We start from the raw sequence: 20,990 nt of genomic DNA, 5'->3' as shown, positions 1-20,990 counted from the left end.
CCATAGGGTTGGCGTTATGTCAAGTATCCGACTGGTGCGGAACGCTATTCGCCACCGCCGCGATCCGCTCGCAGGCGCGCCGAGGTGAGAACCAGAATCTTGGTTGAACTCCCTCGTACGAGCGCACCGAACGTCATAACGCGAACGGTAGCCCTCCGGCGAAGGCACACATCGTGGTACCCCTCCCGCACCGATACCGCCTACCCGTTCGACAACCGACATACGCCACGCGCATGCACCGTCGAAGCGGGCATGGTGGGTAGTATTCATCTTACCGTGACCAGACTGGGACTCGAGACATCGAACACGGTCCCCTCGCGCGTCAACAGCGGCATTACCACCGCCGATTTGCGTTCGGCGTCCGCGCTGCTCCCCCACAGTACCGTGCGACCGTCGCGCAGGGTCAGCGAAATATCCGATAACGACCGGGAAACGACCTCGTCGACCTGGATCTCCAGCGCCGGTGGCAGCGCGGCCACCACCTCGACAGCGGCCCGGGTGAGCGGATCGCCGCCACCGGGACGCTCGGTCCGCAACCGCGGCACCCCGATCGGCGCCGACTCGATCGCGTACTCGACCCCATCGGCGTCCAGCAGATGGGCGTCCTGGGGACCGCCGTAGTACAGCACCGGAACTCGCTCCTGCACCGTCACCCGCACCGTGGCGGGCAGCGACCGCCGCACCCGCACCGACCGCACCTTCGGGATCTCCGAAACCCGCGTGGCCATGGCCGCGGTATCGATCCGCAGGATCGACAGCCCGTCGGGAATCGCGAGCAGTTCGCGGACCTGCTCCTCGGACACCACGGTCACCCCCTCGACGCGCACCTCGCGCACCGCCAGCGCCGGTGAGAACCAGGCGACGGCGCCCAGGGCCACCAGCACACCCGCGATCGGCACCGCCCACCGCCGAACCCGACGCCAGTCGCCCACGTCGGAGAGTTCGGCCCCGAATCGCACCCCCGATCACCGCCCGTACTGCGGACGTGCGCGTAGTCCGTCGAGGATCTGCGAACCGAGCATCGTCACATCGCCCGCGCCCATGGTGATCACCACATCGCCCGGACGGGCCAGGCCCGCGACCTGCCGGCCGACCCGCGACATATCCGGTTGGTAGTGCACGGGTTTGCCGACCGACTGGGCGACCAAAGCGCCGTTCACACCGGGCAGCGGTTTCTCCCGTGCACCGTAGACATCGAGCACCACCACCTCGTCGGCGAGGTCCAGCGCGGCCCCGAACTCCGCGGCGAAAGTCGCGGTGCGACTGTACAGATGCGGCTGGAAGACCACGATCACCCGACCCTGCCGGGAGCGGGCACCGTCGGCGGCCTCCTGCCGGACCAGTTCGGCAGCGGCGCCGAGCACCGCACGCACCTCCGTCGGGTGGTGGGCGTAGTCGTCGAAGACCCGCACGCCGTTCTCCCGGCCGACGAACTGGAACCGCCGGTGCACCCCGCCGAAACCCTCCAGTCCCTGGAGGATCTCGTCCACATCCGCGCCGGCCGCCCGCGCGGCCAGCAGGGCGGCCAGCGCATTGAGGGCCATATGCCGGCCGGGCACCGACAGCCGCAGCGTGCGCGGCGCGGGCTCGCCGGTCAACTGGAACTGCGCCAGGCCGCCGACATCACGCGGCTCCCAGCTGTGCAGCCGCACCCCGACCGGTACCGGGGCGTCGGTCAGATCACCGGAGCCGTAGCCGAGCACCTGGACGCCCCGGGCCGCCAGCCGGTCGCCGACCCGCCGGGCCAGCGCCGCGGCGCCCGGATCGTCCAGGCACACCACCAGCAGGCCGCCGGGCCCGAGCCGGTCCGCGAAATCGTCGAAGACCTGGACGTAGGCCTCGGCGGAACCGAAGAAGTCCAGATGGTCGGATTCGATATTGGTGACCACTGCGACATCCGGGTCGTACTGCAGCAGCGACCCGTCGCTCTCGTCGGCCTCGGCGACGAAGATATGGCCGTTGCCGTGATGAGCGTTGGTGCCCGCCTCGTTGAGTTCACCGCCCACCGCGAACGACGGGTCCAGCCCGCAGTGCTGCAGCGAGACGATCAGCATCGACGTGGTGGACGTTTTGCCGTGGGTGCCCGACACCAGCAGGGTGCGGTGGCCGCTCATCAGCGCGGCCAGCACGGCGGGCCGCAGCAGCACCGGGATCTCGCGTCGATGGGCCTCCACCAGCTCGGGATTCGTCTTGGGGATGGCCGCGTAGGTGGTGACCACCGCGGTCGGGCCACCGGGCAGCAGATCCAGCGCACCGGCGTCGTGGCCGATCCGCACCTGGGCGCCGCGGGCGCGCAGGGCCAGCACCCCCCGGCTCTCCTTGGCGTCGGACCCGGAGACCGCGCCGCCGCGGGACAGCAGGATCCGCGCGATCCCGGACATTCCCGCCCCGCCGATACCGACCATGTGCACGCGCTCCAGCTCCGGCGGCAACGCCGAGCGGTCAACGGCCGCGGAAGCCGGATGCTCCTCCGTCATCGGCCCGCCACCTCCAGCACGATCCGCGCCACCGTATCGGCGGCGTCCCGATGGCCGGCGTGCGCCGCGGCGCGCCCCATCTCCTGTACTCGTGCCGGGTCCATGAGCAGCGGTATCACCTCATCGATCACGTATTTCGGGGACATTTCCGAATCCGGCACAATTCTGCCACCCCCTTGGGCCACCACGGGTCGGGCATTGAGTTCCTGTTCACCGTTTCCGTGTGGGAGCGGTACGTACACCGCGGGCAGCCCGACCGCCGACACCTCGGCGACCGTCATCGCCCCCGACCGGCAGACCACCGCGTCGGCGGCAGCGTAGGCCAGATCCATCCGGGACAGGTAGGGCACCGCCACATACGGCACGTCGGGCGAGTCGGCGCCGGACACGTCGAGGGTGTTCTTGGGGCCGTGCGCGTGCAGCACGGAAATCCCGGCCGCCGCCAACTGCGGTGCCGCCCCGGACACGGCCTCGTTGAGCGAGCGCGCCCCCTGCGATCCGCCGAACACCAGCAGCACCGGCCCCTCGGCGGGCAGCCCGAAATGTGCGCGTGCCTCGGCGCGCAGCGCGGCCCGGTCGAGCGAGGTGATGGCCGAACGCACCGGAATCCCCACGACGTCCGCGGCCAGCCCGGAACCGGGTACGGCCGCCAATACCCGGACCGCCCGGCGCGCACCCACCTTGTTGGCGATACCGGCCTTGGCATTGGCCTCGTGCACCACCACCGGAACCACGCGCCGCCGCCGGGACAGGCCCCTGCCCGCCGCCAGATAGGCGGGCAGCGCGACATAGCCGCCGAAGCCGACGATCACATCGGCCCGTACGGCGTCGATGATCTCCCGGGTGCGGCCCACCGAGGCCCGGACCCGGCCGGGCAGTCGCAGCAGGTCCATGGTCGGTTTCCGGGGCAGCGGGACCGGCGGGATCAGTTCCAGCGGATAACCGCGGGCGGGAACCAGCCGGGTTTCCAGCCCGCGGGCGGTGCCCAGGGCGGTCACCCGGATCGAGGGGTCCATGCGACGCAGCGCGTCGGCCACGGCCAGCGCGGGCTCGATATGGCCGGCGGTGCCACCGCCGGCGACGACCACCGACAACCCCGAACCTTCCGCACCCGTGGCCGAGTTCTCGTTCACGGACCGGTTTACGCTCACCTGGATCTTCCTCGTTCTCGTGCGTGTGTCACCGGGTAGCTGGGTTCCCAGGCCCGGGTGGTGCGTAGCGACCGGGTCCCGCGACTGCTCGTCTCGGGCCGCGCACGGCCCCCGTCGCCGTTTCGGGGCCGGGCGGGGGCGGAATAGGCCCGTCCCGGGGAGTACACCTCCGGCTGCGGCAGCCGCAGCAGTCGGCTGACCCGCCCGTCCCGACCGGCGTGCAGAGCGGCGACGGCCTCCGGTTCGTGTCGGGCGGCATTGGCGATGATGCCGAACATCAGCAGGGTGATCGCCAGCGATGAGCCGCCCGCCGAGACCAGCGGCAGCTGCAGGCCGGTCACCGGCAGCAGCCCCACCACATAACCGATATTGATCAGGGCCTGTCCGGCGATCCAGGTCGTGGCCGTCGCGGTGAGCAGCCGCAGGAACGGATCGACCGACCGGGCTGCGATCCGGAGCCCGGTGTAGACGAACAGCGCGAACAGGCCGAGAACCAGCGCGCAGCCGAGGAACCCGAGCTCTTCGCCGATAATGGCGAAGATGAAATCGTTGTGCGAGTTGGGCAGATAGCTCCATTTGGCCCGGCTCTGCCCCAGCCCGCGGCCCCAGATACCGCCGTCGGCGAGCGAGTACATGGCCTGCCGGGCCTGATAGTTGATGCCCTGCGGATCGTCACCGGGGTTGAAGAACGCGCGCATCCGGTCGGACCGGTAACCGGCCGACAGGGCGAGCAGGCCGACGGCGACGAGACCGGACACGGCCATGGTGACGAACAGCCGCACAGGCACCCCACCGAACCACAGCAGCGCGGCGAGCACGATACCCAGCGCGATGGTGGTCGACAAGTTGGGCTGGAGCACGATGAGCAGGCAGACCAGCAAACCGGCCGGCACCAGCGGCACCATCATATCCTTGAGATTGGCGTGTTCGGCACGCCGCGAGGCCAGCAGATGCGAGCCCCACACCACGAAGGTCACCTTGACGACCTCCGACGGTTGCACCGAGAACAACCCCAGATCGAGCCAGCGTCGCGCGCCGTTGACCTTGCTGCCGATCCCGGGAAGCAACACCAGTACCAGCAGCAGTACCGAGACCGCGAACAGCGGGAAGGACAGCTGCCGCAGCCGGCGCACCGGAATCCGCAGCGCGATATAGAACAGCACCGCCCCGATCGCCGCATACAGCGCCTGCTGGATGAACAGCGAATAGGCCGAGCCCCCGTCGGCATAGGACTCCACGCTGGAGGCCGACAGCACCATCACCAGCCCCAGCACGGTCAGCAGGGTGGCGATGGTGACCACCAGGTGGAACGACGCCAACGGCCGCGCCAGCCAGGCCCCGAAGCGGCCCACCTGCGGGTGCCGGGCACCGGACGAGCTCATAGCCGCCGCCCGAGATCCCCGTCCTCCAGGGCTTCCACCGCGGTGACGAAGCTGCGGCCCCGATGGGTGTAGTCGTCGAACATGTCCAGCGACGCCGCGGCGGGCGCCAGCAGCACGGTGTCGCCGGGACCGGCGAACGCCGCCGCCTCCCGGACGGCACGCGCCATCACGATCTCGGCGATATTCGGCTCGGCGTCGCCGGTTTCACCGGCCGCCCGTTCCAACAGTGCCTGCCCCATGAACGCATCGTCCCCCGCGTCCAACTGGACTACGGGGACCTCCGGCGCGTGTCGCGCCAGCGTGTCCGCGATCACCGGCGCGTCGACGCCGATGAGCACGGCGGCCACCAACCGGTCGGCCACCTCTTCGACCAGGTCGTCCACGCTCGCGCCCTTGAGCTGACCGCCGGCCAGCCAGACCACCTGCTGGTGGGCCAGGATCGACGATCGGGCCGCGTGCGGGTTGGTGGCCTTGGAGTCATCGATGAACTCGACCCCGCCCAGTTCCCGCACCAGGGCCGCGCGATGCGGGCCCACCTTGTGCTCGACCAGGCCCTCCCGCACGAACTGCGGCGCCACGTCGATGGCGCGGGTCAGCGCCGCGGCCGCCAGCGCGTCGGCGACACCGGCCGGTCCGGGCGGACTGATCTCCTTGGTCTCGGCCAGGATCGCGGCCTTGGTGAAGGCGCGGTCGAGCAGTTTGCCGTCCACCACACCCAGTTCCCCGTCGGCGGGCACCCCGACCCGAAACCCGACGGTGCGGCGGGCCTTGGAGCGGCGGGCCAGCGCGGCGGCAACGGGATCGTCCAGTCCCACGACACCGACCCGGCCGAGCAGCGCCCGCGCCTTCGCGGCCGCATAGGCGTCCAGGCCGCCGTGCCAGTCCAGATGGTCTTCGGCCACATTGAGCACCACCCCGGCCTCCGGTCGTACCGACGGCGCCCAGTGCAGTTGGAACGATGACAGCTCCACCGCCAGCACCTGCGGCCCGGGGGTGCGGCGCAGCGCGTCCAGGATGGGCAGCCCGATATTGCCGCACGCGACACTGGGGATACCCGCCGCACGCAGGATCGAGTACACCATCGAGGTGGTGGTGGTCTTACCGTTGGTACCGGTCACCACCAGCCATTTGCGGGCCGGGCCGTAGATACGGGCCTGATCCACCCACCAGGCGAACTCCACATCCCCCCAGACGGGGATGCCCTCGGCGACCGCCGACGCCAGCACCGGCGAATCCGGACGCCAGCCCGGACTGGTGATCACCAGCGCGAAGCGCGACCAGTCGCCGCTTTCCAACTGCGCACTCGAGGCCACTTCCAGCCCCAGTTCGGCGGCCTCGGCCAACGCCGCGGCACCCTTGTCGGTGACCACCGGACGGGCGCCGATATCGCGTAGGGGTTCGACCAGCGATCGTCCCGAAATCCCCCACCCGGCGACCAGCACATCACGGCCCCGCAGGAATTCCAGCATGGGTCCCGGGGAGCGCAGGGCCCGCGGAGAATGTTCCACCATCGTCAGCTCACCCGACCGCCGAGAGATATTCGCTGTAGAACAGGCCCAGGCCAACCGCCGATGCCATGGCGGCCAACAGCCAGAACCGGATGATCACCGTCGTCTCCGCCCATTTGCTGAGCTCGAAATGGTGATGGAACGGCGCCATCTTGAACAACCGGTTGCGCGTGGTGCGGAACACCGCTACCTGCAGTACCACCGAGGCTGCCTCGGCCACGAACAGCGCGCCGATCACGATCATCAGCAGCTCGGTGCGGGTGGTGATGGAAATACCCGCGAGCAGACCGCCCAGCGCCAGCGAACCGGTATCGCCCATGAAGATCTTGGCGGGCGCGGCGTTCCACCACAGGAAGCCGATACAGGCCGCCGTGCCCGCGGCACAGACCAGCGCCAGATCCAGCGGGTCGCGCACGTTGTAGCAGCCGGTCTCCGGTTTGGTCTCGCACGCGTGGTAGTACTGCCAGAACGTGATGATCACGTACCCGCCCAGCACCAGGCTCATGGATCCGGCGGCCAACCCGTCCAGTCCGTCGGTGAGGTTCACCGCGTTCGACCAGGCGACCACCACCAGGCAGACGAACGCGAGGAACACGACCACGCTCATGGAGACCGTGTTGATATCGCGCACGTAGGACAGTTGGCGGCTGGCCGGGGTGAGCCCGCCGTTGGAGAACTGCAGGGCCAGGACACCGAAGGCCACCGCCGCGGAGATCTGACCGATGTACTTGCCGGCGGCGGTGAGACCCAGATTGCGGCCCTTGCGGATCTTGATGAAGTCGTCGATGAACCCGACACCGCCCAGGGCGGTGGCCAGTCCGAGCACCAGCAGCGCCGACGCGGTCGGGCCCTCGGCGTCGTAGCCGATACCGATCAGATGCGAACCGAGGTACCCGGCCCACATACCGACGAGGATGGCGACACCGCCCATGGTCGGGGTGCCGCGTTTGGACTGATGGCTGGCCGGGCCGTCGACCCGGATCTCCTGTCCGAAGCCCTGCCGGGCGAATATCCGGATGAGCAACGGGGTCAACATGATCGACACCGTCAGTGCGATCGCCGCCGCGAACAAGATCTGCCTCATCGCACTGCCTCCGTACTACCCCGGCCCGAGACCTGGTGAGGGTCACCGGCCTGCTGCCGGCCGTCCTCGGCCAGCAGGTACTCTGCCACGGCCCACAGTCCCACCGACTGCGAAGCCTTGACCAAAACCACATCGCCCGCCTCGACTTCGGTGTCGAGCAGCGCGATCGCCGCATCGATATCGGGGACGAGTACCGATTCCTCACCCCAGGAACCTTCCATGACCGCACCTTGGTGCATGCCCCGCGACGGCCGCCCCGTGCCGACCACGACCAGCCGGTCGACATCCAGGCGGACCGCGAGCCGACCGATGCGATCGTGTTCGACCACCGATTCCTCGCCGAGTTCGGCCATTTCGCCGAGGACCGCCCAGCTGCGCCGCGGGGGCTCGCCCGCGCGGGCCATGGTGACCAGCGCCTTGAGCGCGGCCCGCATGGAATCGGGGTTGGCGTTGTAGGAGTCGTTGATGACCGTTACCCCGCGCGTGGTGGTCCGCACATCCATCCGCCGCGCCGACGCGGCCTTCGCGCCGGAGAGGGCGGCGGCAACGGTGTCGAGATCGGCGCCGCATTCCAGCGCCACCGCGGCCGCGGACAAGGCATTGCCGACCTGATGCTCACCGTGCACGGCCAGCCGGATCTCGGTGCTGCCGGCCGGGGTGTGCAGGACGAAAACGGCCCGCGCCTGCTCGTCGAGGGTGATATCGGTGGCCCGGATATCCGCGCCGGCGCCCTGCCCGACGGTCACCACTCGGGCCGCGGTGCGGCTCCGCATGGCCGCTACCCGCGGATCGTCGGCGTTGAGGACCGCGAGACCGGTGGCCGGCAGCGCCTCGACGAGTTCGCCCTTGGCCTGCGCGATTGCCTCCCGACTGCCGAATTCACCCAGGTGCGCGGTGCCGACATTGAGCACCACCCCGATACTCGGCGGCGCCACCCGGGCCAGGGCGGCGATATGGCCGGGGCCGCGCGCGGACAGCTCCAGCACCAGGAACCGGGTCTGGGCATCGGCGCGCAATACGGTCCACGGATGGCCCAGTTCGTTGTTGAAGGAGCCCGGGGGTGCGACCACCGGCCCCAGCGGGGCCAGCGCCGCCGCCAACAGGTCCTTGGTCGAGGTCTTGCCGGAGGAACCGGTGACTCCGACGACGGTCAGACCCCCCGCGGCGACCAGGCGCCGCACACTGGCTTCGGCCAGCGCGGCCAGCGCGGTGAGCACCGCGGCGCCGGAACCGTCGGAATCATGGGCCAGCGCAAGCGAACCCGGCGGCACCGCGCCGGGCGCGGGGGGAACCATGATGGCGGGCACCCCCACCGGGCGGGCGGCCAGCACCGCCACCGCGCCCGCTTCGATCGCCGCGGCCGCGTAGTCGTGGCCGTCGGCGCGCTCGCCCGGCAGGGCGAGGAACAACCCGCCGGGACCGATGCGTCGCGAATCGAATTCGACCGTCCCGGTCACCGGCACCTCCGGGTCGTCGACGTCGTGCAGCTCGCCGCCCACGACATCGGCAATGTCCCGCAGTGTCATGTCGATCATGGAACCGTCAAGTCCTCCGCATTCGTATTCTGCGGACCGTCCTGTTGTAACGCCTCGATCGCCGCCGCGAGCACTTCGCGGTCGTCGAACGGATATTTCACGCCCTGGATCTCCTGCCCTACTTCGTGTCCCTTGCCGGCGACCAACACCACGTCTCCAGGTCGCGCCCACCGGACCGCTGCCTCGATAGCAGCGGCCCGGTCGCCGATATCGCGTACCTCGCCGCGCTGGGTCTCGGGAATATTCGACGCGCCCGCGCACAGCGCGGCGCGAATAGCGGCCGGGTCCTCGCCCCGGGGGTTGTCGTCGGTGACGATCAGCAGATCGGCGCCGCGCGCCGCCGCCGCACCCATCAGGCTACGTTTCCCGGTGTCCCGGTCACCGCCCGCGCCGACCACCACCGCCAGCCGCCCGCCCGCGCCCGTCGCGGCCAGGTGCCCGCGCAGCGTGGCGATCACCGATTCCAGCGCGGCGGGTTTGTGCGCGTAGTCGACCAGCGCGAGGAACGGCTGGCCGCGCTCCACGCGCTGCATCCGCCCGGGCACGTCCACCGTCGCCAGCGCGGGCGCCGCGACCCACGGTTCGACCCCCGCGGCCGCGCAGACCGCCACGGCGAGCAGTCCGTTGGCCACGTTGTAATCGCCGGGCAGACGCAACCGGACCACGGTCTCGCCACCGGGGCCGGACGCGGTGAACTCCTGCTCCCCGTCGTGTGACCGGGCGTGGGTGGCAAGCGACCAGTCGGCGTCGATGGTGGTGGTGGTGACCCGGATCGGCGCGGCCAACCCATCGGCGAGGCGACGTCCCCACGCGTCGTCGACACAGACCACGGCAGTGCGCGCGGCGACCGGCGAACCGGGTTCGAACAGCCGGCGCTTGGCCGCGAAATAGTCCTCGAAATCGGCGTGGAAGTCCAGATGGTCCTGCGACAGATTGGTGAACGCCCCCACGGCGAACCGCACCCCGTCGACCCGGCCCAGCGCCAGTGCGTGACTGGACACCTCCATGACCACCGCATCAACGCCCTGTTCCACCATCAGCGCGAACATGGCGTGCAGTTGCGGCGCCTCGGGGGTGGTCAGGGCGCTCGGCACCCGCCGACCACCGATACGGGTTTCGATGGTGCCGATCAGCGCGGTGGACAGGCCGGCGGCGGCCAGCCCGGCTTCCACCAGATAGGAAGTGGTGGTCTTTCCGGAGGTGCCGGTGATCCCGATGATGCGCAGCCGCTGCGACGGATTGCCGTAGACGACCGCCGACAGCTCCCCGAGCACCGCTCGCGGCTGTTGTCGCACCAGCACCGGCACGGCCAACTCACCGGCCAGCTCGGCGCCTTCGGCGTCGGTGAGCACCGCCACCGCGCCGCGCTGCACCGCGGCCCGGGCGAAGCGGGCACCGTGCGCGCGGGAACCCGGCAGTGCGACGAACAGGTCACCGGGCAGCACCGCGTCGGAGCGCTGTTCGATACCGGTGACCACGAGATCGGCGGGGACGTCCTGCCGCGGCTGCGCGGCGATCAGTTCCAGCAGGTCGGACAGCGGCGTCGACGGAGGCCGGGCCGGCCGGAGCGCATGCTGGCTGGACTGCGCGGGCACAGGGATCCTCTCTGCGTTGGTTGTGGAGCGCGTACACGGACGACGAGTCAGGTTACCGACGCCGGGTCTCGGGGCCGAACGCGGTTCACCGATTCACGATGCCTGCAGCACGAACTGCCGCTCGGGCTCGGTCGACGGCGGGATGCGGTCGCGCTGCAACACCCAGGAAGCGATGTTGTGGAACAGCGGCGCCACGGACTGTCCGCCGCTGCCGTCGGAGCTGCGGACCGGGGCGTCCAACATCAGACCGATGACGTAGCGGGGGTTGTCGGCGGGTGCCATCCCCGCGAACGTGATCCAGTACGAGGACGTCGAATAACACTGACAGTTCGGGTCCACCTGCTGTGCGGTACCGGTTTTGCCCGCGATGCGGTAGCCGGGCACCGCCGCGGGTGCGCCGGTGCCCAGCTGCACTCCCCTCGGATCGTCCTGTACCACCGCCTGGAACATGGTGCGCAGAGTACGCGCGGTTTCCGGGCTCACCACCCGCACCCCGTCCGGGGTGGGTTCCTCGGTGCGGGCACCGTCCGGGGTGGTCGTGGCGCGGATGATCCGTGGCGGAATCCGCACGCCGTCGTTGGCGATGGCCTGGTACATACCGGTCATCTGCAGCGTTGTCATCGAAAGGCCCTGTCCGATCGGCAGGTTGGCGAAGGTGCCGCCGGACCACTGGTCGCGGGCGGGCAGCAGACCCGCGCTCTCTCCGGGCAGTCCGACACCGGTGCGGCTGCCGAGCCCGAACCGGGTGAGCATATCGGCGAACCGATCCTCACCCACCCGCTGTGCCAGCATGAGGGTGCCGACATTGGACGATTTACCGAAGATGCCGGTGGTGGTGTAATGCATGACGCCGTGATCCCACGCGTCGCCGACCGTCACCCCGGCCATCTGGATACTGCCGGGCACCTGGTGCACCTCGTCAGGGGTGGTCAGCCCGTATTCGAGCGCGGCGGCGGCGGTGACGATCTTGTTCACCGAACCGGGCTCGAACGGCTGGGTCACCGACGGATTGTCCAGGCCGGAGGGCTTCCAGTGCTGCGGTCCCAGCGCCGGATTGAACGTACCGTCGTTCGCCATGGCCAGCACCTGGCCGGTTTTGGCGTCCAGGACCACCGCCGAGGCGGAACGGGCACCGGATTTGTCCTTGGCCTGCTGCACCTGCTGCTGGACGTAGTACTGCAGATATGAATCCAATGTCAGTTCGACGGCCTGCCCGTCGACGGCGGGCTGGTGGTCACGCCGACTGCCCGGGATGACCGCACCGTCGGAGCCACGGTCGTAGGTATGCGATCCGTCGGTTCCGGCGAGTACCGCGTCCAGCGCCGATTCCAGCCCGATCTGTCCGTGCCCGTCCCAACCGGTGGCGCCGACGACATTGGCGGCCAATGATCCGCCCGGATACTCCCGCAGATCCTGTCGTTCCGCACCGACCTCGGGGAATTCCTCGGTGATCTCGCTTGCGATCCGCGCGTCGACATTGCGGACCAGGTAGACGAAGGGCTCGTCGCTGTGCAGCTTCTCCGAAAGCTCTGCTTCCGACGGGGCGCGCGAACCGAGCTTTTCGTGGATGGTGGCGGCGATATCGCGCAGCCGTTCCTCCGGCTCGGGAGCCGTATCGTCCTTCGCTCGCGCCTCGGCGAGCTGTTTGCGCACCCGGACCGGTTGGAAATTCAGCGCTTTCGCGATGAGGGTGAAGGCCAGCGCTGTGCCGTGACGGTCGGTGATGGTGCCCCGGGTCGCCGGTTCTGGCTGATGAACAGTGCGTTGGCTCGCCGCCTGCGCCGACAGTTCGGGCGCGGAAACCGTCTGGACCCACAGCAGTTGCAGGGCGACGATCGTGAGCGCCACCAACATGACGATCCGACCGGCGCCCATCCGCAGCCGAAAGGACCGGTCCGCCGCCGGCACCGCGGTACGCGGCCGGCGCACCGGCTTGGGTGGAACCGCTTTCCCGGACGTCGATTTCCGCGGCGCTGCCCTGCCCGGCGCCGTCGCCCGCGACGCGGACCGGCGGGCGGGTCCCCGTCCCCGGCCGGTGCCGGACCTGCCCTGGTTCATCGCGCCTCCTCGCGGGGCATCCGCGGGTCGGGTGATTGTCCCGGCGCGTTCTCCGAGGTGGCCGGAACGGACACCTCGGCGGGAGCCGCGGCCGGCGCGGGGGTGGGTGCGACACCGTCCGCCGGCGCGGGGTCGATACCCTCCGCGGGCGGATTCGTCGTACCCGCCTCGGCGGGAACCGCGGGCGGCGGCGGAGCGCCTTCCGTGGGCGCCGGGTCCGCCGCTCCGTCCGCCGGTGCCGGGGTGCCGTCCCCCGGTGTCTCACCGCTCATGGGCGGCGGCGATGCGACCACGCTCCCCTCCTCGGCCGGCGGCGCGGGCAGCGGCGGCGTGGTGGTGGTGACGGGCACGAGCCGTTCTCCTGGCGCCGGGCCTTGGCGGGGTGTGGGCGGCGGCGGGTTGAGTGGCGGCGCCGGGGTGCCCTGTGCCGGTGCGGGTTCACCGATCACGGTGACCATCCCGTCCGGGCCGACCAGGAGACGCGCCGGATCCTGCGCCGGGATCATCCCGAGCTCGCGGGCCCGGGTGGCCAGCTCGGGTGGGGAGTCGGCCGCGGCCACCTCCCGCTGCAGGGCCGCGCGCTCGTCGGCGAGCTTCCGGTTGATCGCGCGGGCGTCGCCGAGCTGGTAGCTGGCCTCGGCGGCCCGCGTGGTCAAGAGCAGGGTGAGCGCGAGACCGCAGCCGATCATCACCATGATCGCCACGACGAACGGTATCCTCCCGGCCGTTGCCGACCCGTCCCGCGCCGCCAACACCGAACCGGCGGACCGACCCTCGACCCGGCGGTTCCGTCGTGTGTAGGCGCGTTGCGCGGCACCGGTTTTCACCTGTTCGGCCGCCGGAACCCGGCGGGCCGGCCGATCGGCCTCGCTGTTGTGTGTCCGCACGCTCATCCAGATAACCCCCGCTTCCGCGCGGTCGGTCCGGTCGTCGAACCGCGCACTGCCGTGCCGCACGGGAACTTCCGCACGCCGACGGTGCGACGGACCGCTGCGCGCTCGAGTTCCATCACACCTCCTGTTCCGAGATCCGTTCCGCCGCACGCATCCGCACGGGGGCCGCACGCGGATTGTCCTCGATCTCGGCTGCCGTCGCCTGTTCCGCACCTCGGGTCAGTACCCGGAATTCCGGCCCCATACCGGGGAGTTCGACCGGCAGGTCGATCGGTGTCCGGGATACCGCACGTCGCGTCAGTTCCTGTTTCACCACTCGGTCCTCGAGCGACTGATACGACATGACGACGATCCGGCCGCCGAGGCGCAACGCGTCCAATGCGGCGGGCATTGCGGCACGCAGCGAATCGAGTTCGCCGTTGACCTCCACCCGCAACGCCTGGAAGGTCCGTTTGGCCGGATGCCCGCCGGTGCGTCGGGTCGCGGCCGGAATGGTGTCGTAGAGCAGCCGTACCAGTTCCGCACTGGTACGGAACGGCCGTTGTGCGCGCCGACGCACGATCTCGGCCGCGATCCGGTTCGCGAATCGTTCCTCTCCATAGGTTTTCAACACCCGGGTCAGTTCGGCACGGTCGTAGGTGTTGAGCACATCGGCGGCGGTGGGCCCGGTGGTGGGATCCATTCGCATATCCAGCGGCGCGTCCACCGAATAGGCGAAGCCGCGGTCGGTGTCGTCCAACTGCATGGACGACACCCCCAGATCCATCAGGATGCCGTCGACCGCGCCGACGGCGGACAGTCCCGCCTCGGCCAGTGCGGCGGCGATACCGTCGTATCGGGTGTGCACCAGGGTGATTCGGTCCCGGTACACCGCCAGCCGGGCGGCGGCGTGTTCGAGCGCGGCGGTATCGCGGTCCAGCCCGATCAGCCGCAGGTTCGGATGGGTGCGCAGGAAATATTCGGCGTGTCCGCCGAGGCCGAGGGTGGCGTCGAGGTAGACCGCGTCGGGCGCGTCCAACACCGGGTCGAGCAATTCGGCCGCGCGAGCGAGGAGTACGGGAATGTGGCGAGAGCCGTGGTCTGCACGGTTCACCTCGACCTCCCGGATCTACCTCGCTTCTTCGCGTACCGCACACGCTCGCGCCTCGGTACCGGCGCGGGGTACGCGGATATCCGCGGCTGAACAACTGTTGGCTGACTCACGTCCACAGACTGCGCGGCGGAAGGAATCCGACGGTGATACGAATGCCGCGGGGTCTCTGACCGAAGCGGCACCTGGCGTCGGGGAAGTACGTCAGGGTCCGCGTCCGGGCAGAGGCCGCGTGGCACTCGCGCGGACTAGAAAATTCCGCCCAGCGCCTCGTCTCTCGCTTGTGCGTAGTCCTCCTCGTGCTCGGCGAGGTAGGACTCCCACGCCTGCTTATCCCATATCTCCAGGAAGTCGACCGAGCCGATCACCACACAGTCCTTGTCGAGACCCGCGTAGCGACGGTGCTCCGCCGACAACACGATCCGGCCCTGGGCGTCCAGCCGCTGTTCGTCCGTCCCGGCCGCGAGAGCCCGCACGAACGCACGTGCCTTCGGGTTACTCCGCGAGGCCGCGGCGGCTCGACGGGCGAGCGCGGCGAACTCTTCTTTGGGATACACGGCAAGGCTGTGGTCCTGTCCCTTCGTGACCATCAACCCTCCCGCCAGATCGTCTCGAAACTTCGCCGGCAACGTGAGTCGCCCTTTGTCGTCCAGCCGCGGTGTGTAGGTACCGAGAAACACCCCGATACCTCCCTACCGGACCACCTCGGCTGATGTGTGGCCGGATACTCCGGCCGAGTGCCTTACGGCCTCTCCTGTAGTGCGCGCTCCACATTACCCCACTTTCCCCCACTTTCAATCGAAACACGGGGTGATCTCCCTCCCCGATTCGCCGATTCCGCAGGTCATCTCAGCTATCACAGCGGTGGAGAAGTTTCGGCACGCCCTGCCTCCCTCCGCGCGTCATCGCCTCACAACTCCGTCCGAGCCCGAAAACTTCCAGCAAACATGCTGTTCGGGACATCTCGGACGGGCAGCGGGGCCCGGCGTGGGCCGCGGGTGGGGAGGTGTGGGAAACAATGTGCGCGCAGCGTTCGACACCGGGAGGGTGGAGGCGGATACAACGCAAACGGCGGTGCCGCACCGGTTCTCGGTGCGGCACCGCCGTTTGCCGATGCCTGCCGCGAGGCTCCGCGGCTACTCCTGCTCGAACCTTCTGCGGAAGCGGTCCTCCATGCGCTCGGAGAATCCGCCGGAGCGGCGCTGCCGACCTCGCCCGCCGGGCGAACCCGGGGAAGTCGAGGAGGCGCTGCCGCCACCGCTGCCCGAGGCCCGCTTGGAACCGCTGCCGAGCAGCACGAGCACACCGGCACCGAACATGACAATGAAACCGATCAGACTGATGATCGGGAAACCACCGGGCTTCACCGGAGCGGCGATACCCGCGACGAGTAGGAACAGGCCGAGGACGAACAACGCCGCGGCCTGAAGTCTACGACGACTCGATGTCGTTCGGAGGCGTCCGCCACGGACGGACGAGGCGAACTTCGGATCCTCAGCATAGAGAGCGCTCTCGATCTGTTCGAGCATGCGCTGCTCGTGCTCGGAGAGTGGCACGGTACCTCCCCCGGCACTAGGACGTGGCTGCCGTCTCCGGGTTGACGGCAGATAACCCATTGGCGGCTATCTGACACCAATGATACGAGTTCGGTCAGGGCCGTACCACCTACTCTCCGATAACTCACCGGTCGTTTGCTGCGCTGTGATCTTCCGCGGCCCGCAGCCGACCGGCCGGAGCAACCAGATCCTCCACATCGTGCAGGAAGGCGGCGACCCGGGAACAGAACTCGTCCGCCTGATCGTCGTCGACCTCCCGCGGTATCCCGGCCTCCAGCGCCGCACGGGTATCGGAGTGCCCGCTGAAGTAGTCGGCCCACATGATGAACTCGGGCGCGGCGCGCTGTAGCATCACCCACGCATTGCGCGAGCGTGCTCGTGGCGCCCGATCGGCGCCGGTGAGCGCCAGTACCGCCCCCGCGCCGCGTAGTGCGCCCAGGTAGGCGGTGCGGAATCGTTCCCGAGGATCTCGCTCGCCCGCCGCCTGCATCAGCAGTCCGTCGGCGCGCCGCAGCAGCATCCCCGCCCGGCCGGGCTGTCCCGGATGAACGCTTCGACCCGACATAGCCCTCCTTCCATCGGTTACCCACCGCCCACCACGGCGGCCGGCCGATATGGCAGGCTGGTCGAGCACCGCGGAGAACGAACAGGCATTCGAACGTTTGGCTCGAGCTTGAATATAGAGAGCACCACCGACAATTTTGCGCGCCCGCGTTCGGGCAGCGCCGGAGCCGACCGCGAAAGAACCGCCACCGAAGCAATGACCGCCCTCGAGACCGATCACCTCCCCGCACCGGTTGTCGTCGACCTGTCGGTCGCGGAACTGCGCGCGCGACTGCACGACGCACTCGCGGTGTACGTCGCGGCCATGGGTTATCCGCGCGGCACCGAACACCACCGCGCACCGATGTGGACCGAGCACGCCACCCGCCTCGGCTGGCAGGCGGTGGCCGCACTCCTCCCCGACGAGACCGGCGGTATCGATCCGCGCCGCTCGCCACTGGTGGCGATCGGCTACGGCTATCACGGCGGACCGCATCAGTGGTGGCAGCAGCAGGTCCAGGCGGGGATGCGGCACGCGGGCTGGCCGGACCAGGCCATTCGCAACCTGCTCGGCGACTATTTCGAGCTCACCGAACTGCACGTCCACCCCACCACCCAGGGCCGCGGTATCGGCTCGGTCCTGTTGGAACGGCTGCTGGCCGGCCGCCCCGAACGTTCGGTGCTGTTGTCCACCCCCGAGGTGGCCGCGGAGGACAACCGGGCCTGGCGGCTGTACCGGCGCCGGGGCTTCGGCGATGTGCTGCGGAATTTCGTCTTCGCGGGCGACAACCGCCGTTTCGCCATCCTCGGCCGCTCCCTGCCCCTGTAAGCGCCGCCGTGAGTGTTCTGGTCGTCGGGTCGGGCCACAACGCGCTGGTCGCGGCCTGCTATCTGGCGCGGGAGGGTTACCGGGTGCGGGTGCTCGAACGCGACGAGGTACTGGGCGGGGCGGTGTCGACGGTGCCGCGCCTGCCCGGGCATCGGGTCGATCGCGGCTCGTCGGCCCACTTGATGATCCGGCACACAGGCATCATCGAGGAGCTGGACCTGGCCCGGTTCGGGCTGCGCTACCTCGACTGCGATCCCTGGGGTTTCACCCCCGCGTGCCCGCGCACGGGTGCCGCCCCGATCGTCTTCCACCGCGACCTCGACCGCACCTGTGCTTCGATCGCCACCGCCTGTTCCGAACGCGACGCCACCGCCTACCGGCGGTTCGTGCGGGTCTGGGGGCCGCGCGGCGCGCGGGTCATGCGCGCGTTCGGCGCGGGTCCCACGCCGGGCCATCTGCTGCGCTCGTTCTGGGGACTGGATACCGGCGACGGCGGCAGCGCACTGGCGCGCGAGTTCCTCCAGTCGGGGGACGCCCTGCTGGACTCGTTCTTCGACGACGAACGGCTCAAGGCGTCGCTGGCCTGGTTCGGGGCACAGTCCGGGCCCCCGATGTCGGAACCGGGCACCGCCCCGATGGTCGGGTTCGCCGCGCTCATGCACGGTATCCCGCCGGGACGCGCGGTGGGCGGTAGCGGCGCGCTCACCGAGGCACTGGTGAACCGGTTGCGCGCCGACGGCGGCGAGGTGTCCGCCGGCGAGGAGGTGACCGCGCTCGTCCGGGACGACGCCGGCTGGCGGGTCCGCACCGCCGCGGGGCGGGAGTTGCACGCCCGCGCGGTGGTCACCGGAACCCATGTGCTCACCACCCTGGATCTGCTGCGCGCCGGCGGTTTCGACGCGAGCGTCCTCGACGGCTGGTATCGGCGTATCCGCGTGGGCCCCGGTATCGGCATGGTCGTCCGCGCCGCGACGAGCGCGCTGCCCGCCTATCCGGGCGCCCCGACGACCGACTCCGCGACCGGCCTGCAGTTGCTGGTGTCGGATCGACGGCAGCTGCGGCTCGCACACGGCGCGGCGCTGGGCGGCCTGCTTCCGCCGCGCCCCGTGGTGCTGGCCATGAGCTTCAGCGCCCTGGACCCGAGTATCGCCGCCCCCGGCGAACATCAGCTGTCACTGTGGGCGCAATGGCACCCCTACCGGCTCGCCGACGGCGGCGACTGGGCCGCGCACGCGGACACCGAGGCCGACCGGATCATCGCCGAGGTGGACCGCCACGCCCCCGGTTTCGCCGATACCGTCCTGCGCCGATATGTGCAGACCCCGGTCGACCTGGAACGGGAGATGGGTCTGCGCGGCGGCAATGTCATGCATGTGGAGATGGCGCTGGACCAGATGATGATGTGGCGGCCGCTGCCGGAGCTGTCCGGTCAGCGGGTACCCGGCGCGCCGGGCCTGTACCTCACCGGCGCCTCCACCCATCCCGGCGGCGGGGTATCCGGGGCGAGCGGCCGCACCGCGGCCCGGCTGGTGATCGGGGACGACCGGGGTATCCGGCGGTGGCTGCGCCGATGACCGGGCGGGTGGTCGGCGTGGGTCTGCGCGGGCCGGTGTCCCTCTGGCCGGCAGTGCTGCTGATTCTCGCGCAGATCTGCTATCCGCTCACCAACGGACCGGCCCGCGACCGGGTGACGGTGGTGGTGGTGTTGTTGTCCGCCGGTACGGCGCTATCGCATGCGGCGGCGGCGCGTGGGACCCGGTACGCGGTGGGGTTTCTGGCGATCGTGTCAGGTCTCGGGTGGGCGGCGGAAGCGGTCGGCACCGCGACCGGGATACCGTTCGGCTGCTACGACTACGCCCTCGATCGGCTCGGACCGGCGGTTGCCGGGGTGCCGCTGGTGGTTCCACTGGCATGGACGGGAGGGATCTACCCGATCTGGGTGGTCGCGGGGCTGCTGACCGATCGCACGGCGCTTCGGATCGGCGCGACCGCGCTCGGGGCGGTGGGGTGGGATCTGTTCCTGGACCCGCAGATGGTCGCCGACGGGCATTGGCACTGGTGCGTGACCGATGCGGGCCTGCCCGGACCGGCCCCTGTTCCGTACACGAACTATCTGGGCTGGTTCGCGGTGGCGTCGATCATGGCCGCGGCCGTCGCGCTGTGGGAACGCACCGCACCGGACCGGGGCGTATCGGTCGCTGTGCCGGTGGCGGTATTCCTGTGGACCTGGCTCGGTTCCGCGCTGGCACACGCGGTCTTCCTCGACCTGCCCTATTCCGCGGCCTATGGCGCCGCCGGGCTGGCCGTGCTCGGGATTCCACTGCTGGCCGGCCTGGTTCGACGGGTCCGAACAGGTCGTGTGTGTACCGCGGTGGGGTAGTGGAATTCCGCTCCGCGTGCTTGCGCCCGTCGCGTGGCAGGCACGGCGGGCGGCCTGGCACGATGTCATCCGTGCAACAGCCGAGCCCCGTTCCCCCGACGCCCAACACCCCGGTCCGATCGTCGCGCCCGCGGCATCCGCGAAACCTCCGCCTTCGCTTCGGCCGTGCGCGTCTGCGGGCCCGGGTGACGGCGATGGTTCTGCTGACGGTCCTGTTGGTGCCCGCACTCGCCGGATGCCTGCGGCTCCAGACATCGATGGGTGTGTCGTCCAACGACCGGGTATCGGGGCGGATCGTGGCCGCGGTGGTGCCGGAGAACGGCGAGGACAAGGGCCCGGAGCCGAAGGCGCCGGAGGCACTGGCCGGCAAGGTACGGGTCGAACCGTACAACCAGGACGGCTACGTGGGCAGCGAAGTGTATTTCGACGACCTGAACTTCGGCGAGGTGCAGCAGTTGGCCCAGATGTCGGATCAGGCGCAGGGCATGTTCCAGCTCGAATTCCGGCGCAGCGGTGATCTGGTCACCCTGGAGGGGCGGGTCGATCTGGAATCGGTACCGCCGCACGGATCGGATGTGCAGCTCAGCGTGGCGTTCCCGGCCCGCGTCGCCAAGACCAACGGAACCCGCGAGGGCGACACCATCGTCTCCTGGAAACTGCCGCCCGGCGAGGTGAGTCTCATTCGCGCCGAGGTCGGCTACGCCGATCCGAATACCCGCTCGTTCGCCGGGTGGGCGGGCATCGTCGGGGGTGTCACCCTGGCCGTCGCGGCGCTGATCGCCGCACTGGCCTATCTCGACCGCAACCCGCCGGCACCGGGTGCGCCCCAGGGGGTCTCGCTGCGCCGCTGGTGGGAGCTGGTCCGCAGTCCCGAGTAGGCGGTCGATGTCCCCCGCGGCGGGCGGCCGA

At 70.0% G+C, this 20,990-nt stretch carries 18 protein-coding genes; 4 read left to right on the top strand and 14 right to left on the bottom strand.

What is annotated here, in order from left to right:
- Window positions 1-266 precede the first annotated feature (266 nt).
- The 14 genes from ON20_RS08770 to ON20_RS08705 form a co-directional block, all read right to left on the bottom strand.
- Window positions 267-959 (bottom strand): cell division protein FtsQ/DivIB, encoded by a 693-nt coding sequence (locus ON20_RS08770; protein WP_083864762.1) that lies wholly within the window; start codon window positions 957-959, stop codon window positions 267-269.
- A 6-nt stretch (window positions 960-965) separates the two neighbouring features.
- Window positions 966-2,477: a UDP-N-acetylmuramate--L-alanine ligase gene (gene murC, locus ON20_RS08765; RefSeq protein ID WP_051161970.1), complete on the bottom strand. Its 1,512-nt coding sequence runs from the start codon at window positions 2,475-2,477 to the stop codon at window positions 966-968.
- A complete protein-coding gene (murG, locus tag ON20_RS08760; protein WP_174361871.1) occupies window positions 2,474-3,628 on the bottom strand; it encodes an undecaprenyldiphospho-muramoylpentapeptide beta-N-acetylglucosaminyltransferase in 1,155 nt (384 codons plus the stop codon). The genes murC and murG overlap by 4 nt, the downstream gene beginning before the upstream one ends.
- Complete coding sequence (gene ftsW / locus ON20_RS08755; RefSeq protein WP_040834511.1) at window positions 3,625-5,010, bottom strand: putative lipid II flippase FtsW; 1,386 nt, start codon at window positions 5,008-5,010, stop codon at window positions 3,625-3,627. The genes murG and ftsW overlap by 4 nt, the downstream gene beginning before the upstream one ends.
- Complete coding sequence (gene murD / locus ON20_RS08750; protein ID WP_040834693.1) at window positions 5,007-6,479, bottom strand: UDP-N-acetylmuramoyl-L-alanine--D-glutamate ligase; 1,473 nt, start codon at window positions 6,477-6,479, stop codon at window positions 5,007-5,009. Before murD ends, ftsW begins: the two co-directional genes overlap by 4 nt.
- 49 nt (window positions 6,480-6,528) lie before the next feature.
- Window positions 6,529-7,602: a phospho-N-acetylmuramoyl-pentapeptide-transferase gene (gene mraY, locus ON20_RS08745; RefSeq protein ID WP_040834510.1), complete on the bottom strand. Its 1,074-nt coding sequence runs from the start codon at window positions 7,600-7,602 to the stop codon at window positions 6,529-6,531.
- Window positions 7,599-9,137: a UDP-N-acetylmuramoyl-tripeptide--D-alanyl-D-alanine ligase gene (locus ON20_RS08740; protein WP_040834509.1), complete on the bottom strand. Its 1,539-nt coding sequence runs from the start codon at window positions 9,135-9,137 to the stop codon at window positions 7,599-7,601. The genes mraY and ON20_RS08740 overlap by 4 nt, the downstream gene beginning before the upstream one ends.
- The gene (locus ON20_RS08735; protein ID WP_083864761.1) at window positions 9,134-10,732 is read right to left on the bottom strand and encodes a UDP-N-acetylmuramoyl-L-alanyl-D-glutamate--2,6-diaminopimelate ligase; all 1,599 of its coding nucleotides are present in this window, start codon (window positions 10,730-10,732) and stop codon (window positions 9,134-9,136) included. Before ON20_RS08735 ends, ON20_RS08740 begins: the two co-directional genes overlap by 4 nt.
- Window positions 10,733-10,825: 93 nt before the next feature.
- Window positions 10,826-12,607 carry a peptidoglycan D,D-transpeptidase FtsI family protein gene (locus tag ON20_RS08730; RefSeq protein WP_157228769.1) on the bottom strand — a complete coding sequence of 594 codons (1,782 nt, stop codon included), beginning with the start codon at window positions 12,605-12,607 and terminating at the stop codon, window positions 10,826-10,828.
- Window positions 12,608-12,786: 179 nt separating this feature from the next.
- A complete protein-coding gene (ftsL, locus tag ON20_RS35630; protein WP_245547121.1) occupies window positions 12,787-13,683 on the bottom strand; it encodes a cell division protein FtsL in 897 nt (298 codons plus the stop codon).
- 115 nt (window positions 13,684-13,798) lie between these two features.
- On the bottom strand, window positions 13,799-14,776 hold the full coding sequence (gene rsmH / locus ON20_RS08720) for a 16S rRNA (cytosine(1402)-N(4))-methyltransferase RsmH (RefSeq protein ID WP_040834508.1): 978 nt from the start codon (window positions 14,774-14,776) through the stop codon (window positions 13,799-13,801).
- Window positions 14,777-15,021: 245 nt separating this feature from the next.
- Window positions 15,022-15,453 (bottom strand): division/cell wall cluster transcriptional repressor MraZ, encoded by a 432-nt coding sequence (mraZ, locus tag ON20_RS08715; RefSeq protein WP_040834507.1) that lies wholly within the window; start codon window positions 15,451-15,453, stop codon window positions 15,022-15,024.
- A 456-nt stretch (window positions 15,454-15,909) separates the two neighbouring features.
- The gene (locus ON20_RS08710; protein WP_040834506.1) at window positions 15,910-16,329 is read right to left on the bottom strand and encodes an SCO2097 family morphological protein; all 420 of its coding nucleotides are present in this window, start codon (window positions 16,327-16,329) and stop codon (window positions 15,910-15,912) included.
- Between the two features lie 124 nt (window positions 16,330-16,453).
- Window positions 16,454-16,894, bottom strand: a complete 441-nt coding sequence (locus ON20_RS08705) for an SAV_6107 family HEPN domain-containing protein (protein WP_245547120.1) — start codon at window positions 16,892-16,894, stop codon at window positions 16,454-16,456.
- A gap of 195 nt (window positions 16,895-17,089) precedes the next feature.
- Here ON20_RS08705 and ON20_RS08700 point away from each other — a divergent pair, with 195 nt between their 5' ends.
- From ON20_RS08700 to ON20_RS08685, 4 genes are all read left to right on the top strand, one after another.
- Window positions 17,090-17,701: a GNAT family N-acetyltransferase gene (locus ON20_RS08700; RefSeq protein WP_040834688.1), complete on the top strand. Its 612-nt coding sequence runs from the start codon at window positions 17,090-17,092 to the stop codon at window positions 17,699-17,701.
- An 8-nt stretch (window positions 17,702-17,709) separates the two neighbouring features.
- A complete protein-coding gene (locus tag ON20_RS37870) occupies window positions 17,710-19,275 on the top strand; it encodes a phytoene desaturase family protein (RefSeq protein ID WP_040834503.1) in 1,566 nt (521 codons plus the stop codon).
- Window positions 19,272-20,081: a carotenoid biosynthesis protein gene (locus tag ON20_RS08690; protein WP_083864758.1), complete on the top strand. Its 810-nt coding sequence runs from the start codon at window positions 19,272-19,274 to the stop codon at window positions 20,079-20,081. Before ON20_RS37870 ends, ON20_RS08690 begins: the two co-directional genes overlap by 4 nt.
- 194 nt (window positions 20,082-20,275) lie before the next feature.
- Complete coding sequence (locus tag ON20_RS08685) at window positions 20,276-20,959, top strand: LppM family (lipo)protein (RefSeq protein ID WP_051162027.1); 684 nt, start codon at window positions 20,276-20,278, stop codon at window positions 20,957-20,959.
- Window positions 20,960-20,990: the final 31 nt, after the last annotated feature.

Origin of the sequence: Nocardia brevicatena NBRC 12119 (genome assembly GCF_000308495.1) — a bacterium.
Classification (GTDB): Bacteria; Actinomycetota; Actinomycetes; order Mycobacteriales; family Mycobacteriaceae; genus Nocardia; species Nocardia brevicatena.
This window is presented reverse-complemented; position numbering and strand designations above follow the sequence as displayed.

Coding starts and splice junctions, on each gene's coding strand:
- ftsL (WP_245547121.1), bottom strand. CDS start 13,683: ATGAGCGTGCGGACACACAACAGCGAGGCCGATCGGCCGGCCCGCCGG.
- ftsW (WP_040834511.1), bottom strand. CDS start 5,010: ATGAGCTCGTCCGGTGCCCGGCACCCGCAGGTGGGCCGCTTCGGGGCC.
- ON20_RS08700 (WP_040834688.1), top strand. CDS start 17,090: ATGACCGCCCTCGAGACCGATCACCTCCCCGCACCGGTTGTCGTCGAC.
- ON20_RS08685 (WP_051162027.1), top strand. CDS start 20,276: ATGGTTCTGCTGACGGTCCTGTTGGTGCCCGCACTCGCCGGATGCCTG.
- mraY (WP_040834510.1), bottom strand. CDS start 7,602: ATGAGGCAGATCTTGTTCGCGGCGGCGATCGCACTGACGGTGTCGATC.
- ON20_RS08740 (WP_040834509.1), bottom strand. CDS start 9,137: ATGATCGACATGACACTGCGGGACATTGCCGATGTCGTGGGCGGCGAG.
- ON20_RS08690 (WP_083864758.1), top strand. CDS start 19,272: ATGACCGGGCGGGTGGTCGGCGTGGGTCTGCGCGGGCCGGTGTCCCTC.
- murC (WP_051161970.1), bottom strand. CDS start 2,477: ATGACGGAGGAGCATCCGGCTTCCGCGGCCGTTGACCGCTCGGCGTTG.
- ON20_RS08730 (WP_157228769.1), bottom strand. CDS start 12,607: ATGGGCGCCGGTCGGATCGTCATGTTGGTGGCGCTCACGATCGTCGCC.
- murD (WP_040834693.1), bottom strand. CDS start 6,479: ATGCTGGAATTCCTGCGGGGCCGTGATGTGCTGGTCGCCGGGTGGGGG.
- ON20_RS08705 (WP_245547120.1), bottom strand. CDS start 16,894: ATGTCGGGTCGAAGCGTTCATCCGGGACAGCCCGGCCGGGCGGGGATG.